Origin of the sequence: Pseudoduganella albidiflava (assembly GCF_004322755.1) — a bacterium.
In the GTDB taxonomy this organism is placed as follows: Bacteria; Pseudomonadota; Gammaproteobacteria; order Burkholderiales; family Burkholderiaceae_D; genus Rugamonas; species Rugamonas albidiflava.
Map to the genome: position 1 here is coordinate 1,469,320 of NZ_CP036401.1, position 12,196 is coordinate 1,481,515.

12 protein-coding genes are annotated in these 12,196 nt (G+C 67.6%); 10 read left to right on the top strand and 2 right to left on the bottom strand.

The features are described 5' to 3' along the window. Window positions 1-5: 5 nt before the first annotated feature. Genes tssM through EYF70_RS06300 form a run of 3 tightly spaced genes read left to right on the top strand, consistent with a single transcriptional unit; the run spans window position 6 to window position 5,566 of the window. Window positions 6-3,785, top strand: coding sequence for a type VI secretion system membrane subunit TssM (gene tssM, locus EYF70_RS06290; protein ID WP_131148925.1), 3,780 nt, complete (start codon window positions 6-8; stop codon window positions 3,783-3,785). Beyond that, a complete protein-coding gene (tagF, locus tag EYF70_RS06295; RefSeq protein ID WP_131144642.1) occupies window positions 3,785-4,762 on the top strand; it encodes a type VI secretion system-associated protein TagF in 978 nt (325 codons plus the stop codon). The genes tssM and tagF overlap by 1 nt, the downstream gene beginning before the upstream one ends. Window positions 4,763-4,774: 12 nt before the next feature. Continuing rightward, window positions 4,775-5,566, top strand: a complete 792-nt coding sequence (locus tag EYF70_RS06300) for an OmpA family protein (RefSeq protein WP_131144643.1) — start codon at window positions 4,775-4,777, stop codon at window positions 5,564-5,566. 27 nt (window positions 5,567-5,593) lie between these two features. Here the strand turns inward: EYF70_RS06300 and EYF70_RS06305 are convergent, their stop codons facing one another. Both EYF70_RS06305 and tssJ read right to left on the bottom strand, forming a co-directional pair. Next, complete coding sequence (locus EYF70_RS06305) at window positions 5,594-6,370, bottom strand: DotU family type IV/VI secretion system protein (protein WP_131144644.1); 777 nt, start codon at window positions 6,368-6,370, stop codon at window positions 5,594-5,596. A gap of 147 nt (window positions 6,371-6,517) precedes the next feature. Further along, window positions 6,518-7,108 (bottom strand): type VI secretion system lipoprotein TssJ, encoded by a 591-nt coding sequence (tssJ, locus tag EYF70_RS06310; RefSeq protein WP_131144645.1) that lies wholly within the window; start codon window positions 7,106-7,108, stop codon window positions 6,518-6,520. A gap of 186 nt (window positions 7,109-7,294) precedes the next feature. Here tssJ and EYF70_RS06315 point away from each other — a divergent pair, with 186 nt between their 5' ends. The 7 genes from EYF70_RS06315 to tssA are packed head-to-tail and all read left to right on the top strand — an operon-like array spanning window position 7,295 to window position 12,166. Further along, a complete protein-coding gene (locus EYF70_RS06315; protein WP_229420724.1) occupies window positions 7,295-7,954 on the top strand; it encodes a tetratricopeptide repeat protein in 660 nt (219 codons plus the stop codon). Window positions 7,955-7,963: 9 nt separating this feature from the next. Next, window positions 7,964-8,464 carry a type VI secretion system contractile sheath small subunit gene (gene tssB / locus EYF70_RS06320; RefSeq protein ID WP_131144646.1) on the top strand — a complete coding sequence of 167 codons (501 nt, stop codon included), beginning with the start codon at window positions 7,964-7,966 and terminating at the stop codon, window positions 8,462-8,464. A 1-nt stretch (window position 8,465) separates the two neighbouring features. Next, the gene (gene tssC, locus EYF70_RS06325; protein WP_131144647.1) at window positions 8,466-9,968 is read left to right on the top strand and encodes a type VI secretion system contractile sheath large subunit; all 1,503 of its coding nucleotides are present in this window, start codon (window positions 8,466-8,468) and stop codon (window positions 9,966-9,968) included. A 21-nt stretch (window positions 9,969-9,989) separates the two neighbouring features. Beyond that, window positions 9,990-10,481, top strand: coding sequence for an Hcp family type VI secretion system effector (locus EYF70_RS06330; RefSeq protein ID WP_131144648.1), 492 nt, complete (start codon window positions 9,990-9,992; stop codon window positions 10,479-10,481). Between the two features lie 54 nt (window positions 10,482-10,535). Then, on the top strand, window positions 10,536-11,000 hold the full coding sequence (gene tssE, locus EYF70_RS06335; protein ID WP_131144649.1) for a type VI secretion system baseplate subunit TssE: 465 nt from the start codon (window positions 10,536-10,538) through the stop codon (window positions 10,998-11,000). Next, the gene (locus EYF70_RS31820) at window positions 10,997-11,131 is read left to right on the top strand and encodes a hypothetical protein (RefSeq protein WP_259772417.1); all 135 of its coding nucleotides are present in this window, start codon (window positions 10,997-10,999) and stop codon (window positions 11,129-11,131) included. Before tssE ends, EYF70_RS31820 begins: the two co-directional genes overlap by 4 nt. Window positions 11,132-11,143: 12 nt before the next feature. Continuing rightward, a complete protein-coding gene (tssA, locus tag EYF70_RS06340; protein WP_131144650.1) occupies window positions 11,144-12,166 on the top strand; it encodes a type VI secretion system protein TssA in 1,023 nt (340 codons plus the stop codon). Window positions 12,167-12,196 lie beyond the last annotated feature (30 nt).

Below are 12,196 nucleotides of genomic sequence, written 5' to 3' on the forward strand. Positions count from 1 at the left end.
CCATGATGCGACGAATCTGGCTGTTCCTGACGGACTCCCGTCACTTTGCAATCCTTGGACTGGCCGCGACGGCGGGCCTGTATTATCTCGGCGCCGAACTGCTGGAGCTGGCGCTGATCTGGGTGATCGCGGCCACGTGCGCCACGGTGCTCTGCTGGCTGCTGGTACGCTGGCTGCGGCGTGTGCTGGCCGCGCGCAGCGCAGCGCGGCTGGAGCGGGCGATCGAGGAAAGCTCCGCACCGCCCGCGGCCACTGTCGAGGGTGATGTCGAGGTGCTCCGCAGCGGGTTGCTGAAAGCGATCGACACGATCCGCGGATCCAAGCTGGGCATCAAGACCGGCAGCCGCGCGCTGTACGAATTGCCGTGGTACATGATCATCGGCAATCCGGCGGCCGGCAAGAGCAGTGCCATCGTCAACTCCGGCCTGCAGTTTCCGATCGCCGAGAACAAGGTGGTGCAGGGCGTGGGCGGTACCCGCAACTGCGACTGGTTCTTCACTACCGAAGGCATCGTGCTCGATACCGCGGGCCGCTATTCGGTCGACGACGAGCACCGCGGCGAGTGGCACGGCTTTCTCGACCTGTTGAAGAAGTACCGTGCGCGGGCGCCCGTCAACGGCATCCTGGTCGCCGTCAGCATCGCCGAGCTGCGCGGGGCCGACGCCGATGCCGGCATCCGGCTGGCCCGCAACCTGCGCAAGCGCGTGCAGGACCTGATCGAGCGGCTCGAAGTGTTCGCGCCCGTCTACGTGGTATTCACCAAGGCCGACCTGATCGCCGGATTCGCCGACTTCTTCGCGCCGTTCGAGCGGGCCGAGCGCGAACGGCCGTGGGGCGCCACCATGCCTTACCAGCGCCGCGCCGGCACGCAGGAAATCCTGGCCTTCTTCGACGGCGCGTTCGACGAGCTGCATGAAGGCTTGAAGGAGACCTGCATCGCCAACATGTCGCTGCAGCGGCGCGACAGCCTGCCATCCGGCATCTTCACATTCCCGTTCGAGTTCGCGTCGCTGCGGGTGCCGCTGCGCGCCTTCCTCGCCACGCTGTTCGAGGAAAACGCATTCCAGTTCAAGCCGGTGTTCCGCGGCTTCTATTTCACCAGCGCCCAGCAGGAAGGCCTGCCCGAATGCGCGCAGTCGCGCCACGTGATGCAGCGCTTCGCCCTGTCGCGCCGGGCGGCAACGGCGCAGCCAGGCCCGGTGCACGACATGCGCCAGATCGGCTACTTCCTGCTCGACCTGTTCCGCAAGGTGATCTTCGAAGACCGCAACCTGGTGTCCCAGTACGCCAGCCGCAGCAAGATCCAGTTCAAGTACGGTGCCTTCATCGCGGTGGCGGTGGCGCTCGGCCTGTCGCTGGCGGGATGGAGCTGGTCCTACCTCGGCAACCGGCAGTTGCTGGCCACCGTGCAGGGCGATCTCGACAAGGTGGTGCGCCTGCAGGATGGCCGCCTCGACCTGCAGGCGCGGCTCGAAGCGCTGGACGTGCTGCAGCGGCGCATCGAGCAGCTCGAACAGTATCGCCGGGAGCGCCCGTGGGCGCTGTCGCTGGGTCTCTACCAGGGCGAGCTGCTCGAGTTCAAGTTGCGCGAGCAGTTCTTCGGCGGCGTGCGCGAGGTGATGGTGAAACCGGTGGCCGGCAACCTCGAGGCGCTGCTGTACGAGATGAACGCCAATGCCGGCCAGCTGGCCGCGCCGGCGGCAACGCTGCAACAGCCCGCGCAGCCACCGGTGCAGGCGCCCGCGCGCGCGTATGCCGATGCCTCGCCAACCAGCGTGGAAGATGGCTATAACGCGCTGAAGACCTACCTGATGCTGGCCGACCCGGCGCTCGCCGAGCCGGGCCACCTGAACGACCAGCTGACGCGGTTCTGGCGCGGCTGGCTGGAAGCCAACCGTGGCACCATGTCGCGCGAGCAGATGATCCGCAGTGCCGAGCGGTTGCTGACGTTCCACCTGGCGCAGCTGGGCGACCCGGCGTGGCCCCGGATCGAGCAGAAGCTGGCATTGGTGGACAGCGCGCGCGAGAACCTGCGGCGCGTGGTGCGCGGCATGCCGGCGCGCGACCGCGTGTATGCCGAGATCCGTGCCCGCGCCGCGACACGTTTTCCAGCCATGACGGTGGGCCGCATCGTCGGCGAGCACGATGCGGCGCTGGTGCAGGGCAGCCATGCGATTGCCGGAACGTTTACCCGCGAGGCCTGGGAAAAATACGTCGCCGGCGCGATCCGCGATGTGTCGGCGAAGGAGCTGCAAAGCACCGACTGGGTGCTGAAGACCGCCAGCCGCGACGACCTGACCCTGGAAGGCAGCCCGGAACAGATCGAGAAGAACCTGGTCGCCATGTACAAGGCCGATTACACGCGCGAATGGCAGAAGTTCGTGCAGGGTATCGCCATCGCCGACATGCACGGCTTCAACGGCGCGGTGGCGGCGATGAACCGGCTGGGCGATCCGCAGGCCTCGCCGATCGCGAAGATCCTGGACACGATCCACGAGCAGACCGCCTGGGACAACCCGGTGGCGCTGAACGCGCAAATGAAGGAGGCGCAGACCGGCTTCGTCAACTGGATCAAGACGCGCGTGATGCAGCGCGCGCCATCGCAGGTGAACGCGAATGTCAACCTCAATGTCCAGCTGGCCGGCAGCGGCTTCGACCGGGCACCGGGCCCCGTCGGCCGCGAATTCGCCCCGGTGGCGCGGATCGTCGGCCGGCACGACAAGGATGCCTCGCTGCTGCGCTCCTACCTGGATACGCTGTCGCGCCTGCGCACCCGCCTGAACGCGTTGAAGAACCAGGGCGACCCGGGGCCGGGGGCCAAGGCGTTCATGCAGCAGACGCTGGAAGGCGGCGGGTCCGAGCTGGCCGACGCCCTGCGCTTCGTCGACGAGCAGATGCTGAACGGGATCAGCGATACCCAAAGGGCCGCGATCCGGCCGCTGCTGGTGCGCCCGCTGATGCAGACGTTCGCCGTGATCGTCGGCCCGGCCGAGGCGGAAATCAACAAGACCTGGCTGGCGCAGGTGTACGAGCCGTTCAACCGCACGCTGGCCGCCAAGTATCCGTTCGCGGAATCGGCGCGCATCGAAGCTAGCCAGGCGGAGATCGCCCAGTTCTTCGGGCCGGAGGGGCTGGTCGCGAAGTTCGTCAACACGTCGATGGGGCCGCTGGTGGTGCGCCGCGGCGACGTGCTGGCGCCGCGCACCTGGGCCGACATGGGGATCACGCTGCAGCCGCAGGCAGTGCAGCGTTTCCCGGGCTGGGTGGCGGCCGCTGGCGCCGGACCATCGGCCGCACCGGCGCAGACGGTGTTCCAGCTCCTGCCGATCCCGTCGCCCGGCACCATCGAATACACGGTGGAGATCGATGGCCAGCAGCTGCGCTACCGGAACACGCCGCCGCAGTGGGCCAGCATGGTCCATCCGGGCACGCAGGGCGTGCCCGGAGCGCGCGTCACGGCTGTCGCGTTCGATGGCCGCACCGTCGAACTGTTCAGCGAGGCCGGGCAGTTCGGGCTGAAACGGCTGATCGAGGCGGCCGAGAAGAAGCGCAAGGAGGGCGGCGTGCACGAGCTGCGCTGGCGTGCCGAGGGCTTGAGCATCGCCGTCGACTTGCGCATCACGAGCAGTCCGGCCGTGGCCAGCGATGCGGCGTCGCCGCAGCAGGGCTTCACCGGCATGCGCTTGCCGGAAACCATCGTCGGCGGCGCGCCCGTGGCGGTGACACAAGGTGCGCCGGCGGCAATCACCCGCGCGGCGGCCGCGACCATGGGAGGGGTACAGTGATGAGCACGTTCCATATCGGTTATTTCGGCAAACTGCCGGCCCGCGCCGACTTCGTCAAGGGCGGCGCCCAGCATGAACTCACCGGCCTGATCGACGAGTGGCTGGCGGGCATGATGAACCAGCTGACGACCAACCCGCGCTGGAAACAGCATTACGACGCCGTGCAGCCGCTGCATTTCGCGTTCGTGGGGCCGCGCAACCATGTCGCGGTGGCCGGCCACCTGGCGGCCAGCAACGACCAGGCGGGCCGCCGCTATCCGTTCATCGTGGCCGGCACGCTGGAAGTGCCGCAGCCGGAGTCCTTCCTTGCCATGAGCGCATTTGCGCTGGCGCCGCTGTGGCAGCAACTCGGCACCCTGGCGGACGAGGTGCTGGTGGCCGCCGATCCCGCCGTCCCGCTGCAGGCATTGAGCAGGGCGGTGCTGGGCGCCGATGCCGGCGGCGACAGCCATGCCGCCGCGCTGGAACGCTTCGCGGCCGGCACCGACATGGCCACGCTGGAAGCCCTGCTGGCATACGGCAGTCACGGTGAACCGGCAAGCTCGGTGCGCGGCATCGTGCTGGGTATCGGCCTGCTGCTGCAACCGTTCGGCTGGACCGGCCGCACTGAACTGGACCGCGCGCTGGCGTTGCCGCTGCCCGGGGCGCCGGAGCATCGCCCCGCCGTGGCGGCGTTCTGGCTGGCGCTGATCGCGCCTTTCCTGCGCGGCGCGGCGATCGAACTGGCCCTGTTCCACGCCGAGGTCGGCGGGCGGCCGATGCTGGTCGTCGGCTTCTCCGGTGCCTCCGCGGGGGCCCTCCAGGCGGTCATCGATCCCGAAGCGGCGGCCGCCCGGCTGATCGGCTTCGACGATACGGCGTGGGTCGACGGCATGATCGCCGGCGATCCCGCCGTGCAGCGCCTGTCCGCCTGCCTGGCGCAAGGCAGCCTGTCGCTGGGCGCCGCGCTCGGGCTGTTCCACGAGACCTTTGCCTGACGGGAGAACCACATGAAGAGCATGACTCGAACGCCGCGGCTGCCGGCGCTGGCCATCCTGGCCATCCTGGCAATAGTGGCCGGCGCCGCCGGGGCGCAGGCGCCCGCGCCGGAAAGTCCGGTCCTGGTCAGCGGCACGGTGCCGGACGAAGCCAGCAAGGCCGCCGTGCTGGCGCGCGTGCGCGAGTTGTACGGTGCCGGGCGCGTGGTGGACCAGGTCGCGATCGGCAACGTGGTGCAGCCGCCGAACTGGAACGGCTACGTGCAAAAGCTCATCAGCCCGAACCTGAAGCTGATCAGCAAGGGCCAGCTGAAGGTGGATGGCAACAACGTCACCGTGCAGGGCGAAGTGGCCAACGAAGCGCAGCGGCAGCAGATCGCCGGCGACATCGCCGCCAGCCTGAACCCCACCTATCTCGTCAAGAACGGCTTGCGGGTCGGCGCCAGCGAGCAGAACCTGCTGGACGCCACGCTGGCGCGGCGCATCATCGAGTTCGAAAGCGGCCAGGCGGTGATCCGCCCGTCCGGCCTGCAGATCCTCGACGAGATGGCCGCCGCGCTGCTCAAGCTGCAGGGCAGGCGGGTGGAAGTGATCGGCCACACGGACAATACCGGCCTGCGCGAAAGCAACCTCGCGCTGTCGCTTGCGCGTGCCGAAGCGGTGCGTGCCTACCTGGCCGGCAAGGCCGTCGCGCCGGCGATGATCAGCGTGTCGGGCCAGGGGCCGGACCGCCCGGTGGCCGACAATGCGACGGCGCCAGGGCGGGCCCGCAATCGCCGGATCGAATTCCGCGTCGTGGAGTGACGCGGCATGCGGCGGCCTGCCGTGTGATCACGGCAGCGTGATCGTCAGGCTGGCCGCGCGGGGCGCCAGCCTGACCAGGTCGGAATAGCCGGCCATCGCCTGTTGTGCATCCGTGCGCAGCGACGTGCGCAGCCCCGTGAACACACCCAGGCCCACCAGAGCGAACACGGCGGAGACGGCCCACAGCGGCACGTCGCTGCGCAGCTTGTGGAACACCTGGTCGGGCCGCCCGGCGCGCGGTGCGAAGCCATTGCTCCTGCCCTTGATGTGGGCGATCTCGTCGCCCAGCCGGGCCGTCATGTAGGCCAGCCTGTCGCCGCTGTCCATCGCGTGCTTGCCCTTGAAGCCCAGCAGCAGGCACATGTGGAATACCTGCAGCGATTGCAACCGCGCGCCGCCCTTGCCGCGCAACTCCTCGAGCCGGTCGAAGAAGTGCTCGCCCGCCAGCTGGTCGCCGAACACCGTCAACTGCAACGGATGCCGTTCCCACGTGTCGCGCAGCGGCGACGCGGAGGTCAGCAGGGTTTCATCCAGCGCGGCGCACCAGGCGTACTTGGCGGCTTCGATGTCGTCGCCCTCGGCGCGCAGCTTCCTTGCCTCGCGGTCGAAGTCGTTCAGGAAGGCGCTGATCCGCGGCATGAACTCCACTTCGGACGGCGGCGCGCAGCTCGTCTTCAGCAGGAACAGCAGGTGGAAGCCCTCGTGCATCAGGTCCAGCAGCGAGTGGATGCGCATGCCGTCGGGCGCGACGGGGCGGCCGGCGAACAGGGATGGCGCGGCGCGCCGTTCGATCTGCGTCGTCATGGTGTTCTCCTGGAAAGTGATGGAAGCTGGCGGATGGCGCCTGAAAGGTGATCGAATCAGGCGCATCGCGCCTGAAAGGTGTGGAATCCGGCGCATCGCGCCTGAAAGGTGTGGAATCAGGCGCATCGCGCCTGGACAGTGGTCTCGTCACGTGCAGGGCGACTGGAGCAGCGGCCGGGCCACCTGCGGCTGGCGCGCCGCCGCGCCCTGGCCGACCGTCATCGCGCAGGCATGCAGGCCGAGCGTGATGCCGGACTTCTCGGCGTCGATGGCGGGAAACGCGGCGCGCCAGCGCTTGCCGTCCGGCGCGCGGAACAGGGCCACCACGCCGACATAGCCCGCTTCCCGGCTGACCTTCTCTGTCACTTCGTAGCGCTGCCCCGGGATCAGCAGCACTTCCTTGACCTCGAGCAGGTCGGCCCCCAGCAGCTCGCGTTCCGCCTGCATGCTGGCCGAGCCCGCGTATGCCGCATACGACAGGCGCTCGAACGCCTCGGCCTGGCGCAGCGTGTAGACGCGCGCCACCAGGGCCAGCGGCGGACCGCCGTTGCCGCTGTTGAGAGTGGGCGCCGCGTGCAGCCTGATGTTCACGTTGCGCGGCGGCTTCTGCGCCTCGGGCTGTTCCGGCGGGCGGTTGACGCCGGCGATCTGCAGCACGGCGCCGGCGATCGATGCGCCGGTGCAGCCGCCGAGCGTCGCTACCGCGACGGCCGCTGCGATGCATGCGGTTGCCTTCATGTTTGCTCCTCGTGGTGATCATCGTGAATCGTGGTGGATCGTTGCAGGACGGTCTTCCATTTAACCGGCCGGGCTCCCGGCTGAACTTGCGTTCACGCAAGTACTGTTGCATGAGCTTGCGCCAACGCAATTTCTCCTGACAGCAACTCTTCAATAATTGCTTTCACCGATTGCACGGAGGAAACCATGAAACGACGCCCGATCTCCCGTCCCGCCCCCAGTTCCACCCCAGGCTCCGCCCCCGGCCACGCTGCTTGCCTCGTCCCCGGTTTCATCTCGAGCCTCATCCCTTGCTTCGCCGGCGTCCTGTTGCTGTCTGCCTGCGCCGTCTCCACCACCCCTGCCATCACCACGGCGGCACCGGCCGCCGCGACGCTCGAGGCGGCGATGGCCGACGCCGAGCGCAGCGTCGCGGCCGGCGACGCCGAGAAGGCCTACACGATCCTGCGCGGCGCCGGCAGCCGCTTCCCGGCCGAGAAAGCCCCCTGGGTGCAGATCGCCCAACTGAAGTTCGATCGCGGCAGCTACGGCGAAGCGATCACGCATGCACTGGAAGCGCTGCAGCGCGATCCCGGCGACCGGCAGGGCAACAGCATCGTGGCCGTCGCCGGCCTGCGCCTGTCGACCAAGGCCGTGGCGGACCTGAGCCAGCACAACCACCTGGGCGGCCCGCTGCGCACCGAGGCCCAGCAGCTGGCCAGCCTGCTGCGCACCACGCTGGGCGAAGAGGTGCTGGTACCGAACCGGAACGGCAAGCCGGCAGCGGCGAAGAAGCCGGCCGGCACCATCAAGCGCACCGCATCGAATCAAACGACCAGCGCCGATCCGTTCGGCGCACTGAAATAGGAGCAGGCAATGGCAAAAGGCGACAGTGTGCAAAAGCGTCTCACCAAGGTCAGGCCGCCTCGGGTGCAGATGACCTATGACGTGGAAATCGGCGACGCCATCGAAAACAAGGAGCTGCCGTTCGTGCTGGGCGTGATCGGCGACTACGGCGGCAATCCGGAGCGGGAACAGAAGCGCCTGAAGGAACGCAGCTTCGTCAACGTCGACCGGGACAATTTCGACGAGGTGCTGGCCGGCGTGGCCCCGGCCGCGCAATTCCAGGCGCCGAACCGCCTGTCCGGTGAAGGCAACCTGTCGGTCGAACTGCACTTCCGCGCGATGGCCGACTTCCGTCCCGAGTCGATCGTGCGCCAGGTCGAACCGCTGTCGAAGCTGCTCGATGCGCGCACCAAGCTGGCCGACCTGCGCAACAAGCTGGCCGGCAACGACAAGCTGGAAGACATCCTCACCGATGTGCTGAGGAACACCGACCAGCTGTCGCAACTGAAACCGCCGGCCGGGGAGGCATGACATGTCAGCTCAACCGCAGGCAACGGCGTTGCCCCAGGCCGCCGACGCGAACCGTCCCGATCGTGATGGCATGGCGCTGCTGGACCAGATCGTCGAACGCAGCAAGGTCGCCAAGTCCAGCGCGGAGCACGAGCGCGCCAAGGACATCATCGGCGAACTGGTGAGCCAGGTGCTGGAAGGCACGGTGATCGTCTCCCACAACCTGACCGCCACCATCGATGCGCGCGTGGCGGAGCTGGACCGGCTGATTTCCGAGCAGCTGTCCGCCATCATGCATGCGCCGGCCTTCCAGAAGCTGGAGCGGAGCTGGACCGGGCTGCACTACCTGGTGCGCAACACCACCACGGGCACGGGGCTGAAGGTGCGCATGATGAACGCCACCAAGCGCGAGCTGGTGCGCGATTTCCAGAGCGCGCTGGAATTCGACCAGAGCGCCATGTTCCGCAAGATCTACGAAGAGGAATTCGGCACGTTCGGCGGCGCGCCGTATGCGGCGCTGCTGGGTGACTTCGAGATCTCGCGCCAGCCGGAAGACATGTATTTCGTCGAGCAGATGTCGCACGTGGCCGCGGCCGCGCATGCGCCCTTCATCACCGCCGCGTCGCCCGAGCTGTTCGGCCTGGAAGGCTTCGGCGACCTGGGCAAGCCGCGCGACCTGGCCAAGGTGTTCGACACGCTGGAGTACACCAAGTGGAAGACGTTCCGGGAATCCGAGGATTCGCGCTACGTGGGCCTGACGCTGCCGCGCTTCCTCGGGCGCCTGCCATTCAATCCGCTCGACGGCATGACGGTCGACGGCTTCAACTTCGTCGAGGACGTGGATGGCACCGACCACCAGAAGTACCTGTGGTGCAACGCCACCTACGCATTCGGCGCCAAGCTGACCAAGGCCTTCGAGGAATTCGGCTGGTGCGCGGCGATCCGCGGCGTGGAAGGCGGCGGCCTGGTGGACGACCTGCCGACCCACACGTTCAAGACCGACGAAGGCGAAATCGCGTTGAAATGCCCGACCGAAGTGGCCATCACCGACCGGCGCGAGAAGGAACTGTCGGACCTCGGCTTCATCTCGCTGGTCCACTGCAAGAACACCTCGTATGCCGCGTTCTTCGGCGCGCAGTCGGCACAGAAGGCGCGCCGCTACAGCACCGAGGCGGCCAATGCGAACGCCGTGCTGTCGTCCCAGCTGCAGTACATCTTCGCCGTGTCCCGCATCGCGCACTACATGAAAGCCATGATGCGCGACAAGATCGGCAGCTTCGCCTCGGCGGCCAATGTCGAGGACTTCCTGAACCGCTGGCTGATGCGCTACGTGCTGCTGGACGATAACGCCAGCCAGGAACAGAAGGCGCAATTCCCGTTGCGGGAAGCGTCGGTGCAAGTGCATGAAGTACCGGGCCGGCCCGGTGTCTACCGTGCCGTCAGCTTCCTGCGGCCGCATTTCCAGCTCGACGAGCTGACCGTTTCGCTGCGCCTGGTGGCGGAGCTGCCGAAAGCAACCAGTTGATCAACCACGAAGGAGAATGCAATGGCAATTGACGTCTATCTGCAAATTGACGGTATCAAGGGCGAGTCGGCCGACGACCGCCACAAGGACTGGATCGAGTGCAAGTCGGTCAGCTGGGGCGTGGCGCAACCGAAATCGGCCACGTCGTCCACCGGCGGCGGCCACACCGCCGAACGTTGCGAGCACCAGGACATCATGATCCAGAAACTGGCCGACCTGGCTTCGCCCGTGCTGCTGCAAACCTGCTCGGCGGGCCGCACGATCCCGAAGGCCAAGCTCGAGTTCATGCGCGCCGATGCGCAGGGTGAACGCATCAAGTACTACGAGATCGAGATCGAGAATGTGCTGATCGGCGCCGTCTCGCCATCGGTCGAGGAAGGCGACATCCTCACTGAATCGGTGTCGCTGAAATTCTCCAAGATCCGCTGGCGCTATACCCAGCAGAAGATTACCGGCGGCGCGGGCGGCAATACATCCGGCGGCTGGGATCTGGCAGCGAACCGGATCGTCTGATTTGCGGGGACTTTGCCGCGGCTCACGCCGCGGTTTTTTTTTATGCGAGGATCTATGACTGCCTGCATGCCCGGCCTGTTCGACCGCCTGCTCGGCGACCGTGGCCATGGCCCGCGCCTGTCGCTGGAACAACTGAAGGACGCCGTGGCGCGCGACCTGGAAGACTTGCTGAACACCCGCATGGCGCTGCCGGACGAGATGCTGGAACGCTGGCCGGAATGCGCCGCATCGATCCTCACCTACGGCCTGATCGACATCGCCGGCATGTGCCTGGCCAGTACCGCGGACCGCGCCCGCATCTGCGACGGGTTGCGCACCACGATCGAGCGGCACGAGCCGCGCTTGCGCAGCGTGGTGGCAAGGGTCGAACAGCGGGCCGGCACCGTCAACCGGATCAACTTCGTCATCACCGGCGTGCTGCACGTCACCGGGGTATCGGAGCCCATCAATTTCGACGCCGTGCTGCAGCCGTCCACGCTGCATTACTCGATTCGCCGCAACGCCAGGGGAAGCCCATGAAGCAGCTGGACACGCTGATCGGGAAACCGCACGGCACCACGCGCCAGGCCGCCACGCGGACCACCAGGCCATGCCCGGTAACGGACCACGGGAAGGCCGGCCTGGAACACCCGCGCTACACCATTCGATAGGAGAACATCATCATGCTCGACATCCCCCAACTGCTCGTGCCGATCAGCATTGCCCAGGTGTGCGGCGAAGACCTGAGCTTTTCGCCGGAGGTGGACACGATTGCCCACGCCCGCCGCCACGACGACCCCGCGCTCGACCAGGGCGAATGGGTCGAAGCGCTGAAGGAAGCGGACTGGCCGTACGTGGCCAGCCATTGCGAGACGCTGATCCGCTCGCGCAGCAAGGACTTGCGCCTCGCCGTCTGGCTCGCCGAAGCCCACGCGAAGACGCGCCATTTCCGTGGCCTCGGCGACGGCTACGCGCTGCTGGCCGGGCTGTGCGAACGATTCTGGGATGGCCTGTATCCAGCCGCCGAGGAGGGCGACCATGAGCAGCGCATCGGCAACCTGTTCTGGCTGCTCACAAGGTCGCCGCAACTGGTCAGGGAAATTCCGCTGGCCGAGGATGGCGGTGTGTCGCTGGGCGACTTCGACGCCGCGCGCCAGCGTGCCGCCAGTGCGCAGGAGGCGGATGAGTGGGGCCATCGCCCGGTGGTGGCCGGGCCCACGGTGGAAGAACTCGACGCCCGCCGGCGCCGCAATCGCGCCGCATTCAATACCGCGCTGCTGGCCGATGCGCAGTATTGCCTGCAAACGCTGCAGGCATTCGAAGAGGTGGTCGACCAGCGGCTCGGCGGCGCCGGCCCCAGCTTCACGGCCGCCCGCGAGGCGCTGCAGCACGCCGTCGATTTCATCGGCCTGCTGGCGGCGCCCGCCGCGCCGGCGGCCACCGGCGAAGCCGCCACGCAGCCGCCGCGCAGCCCGCACGCCGACGGCACGGTGTCCTCCCGGCAGCAGGCCATCGACCAACTGCAGGAAGTGGCCGAGTACTTCCGTCGCATGGAGCCGCACAGCCCGGTGGCTTATCTGGCCGACAAGGCCGCGGCCTGGGCGGCGATGCCATTACATCAATGGCTGCGCACCGTGGTCAAGGATCCCGGCCAGATGGCGCAGCTGGACGAGTTGCTGGGCACGGCTTCGGCGGCGGGGAACTGATCGCCGCCGCCGCGTTCCGCTTGCATTCTC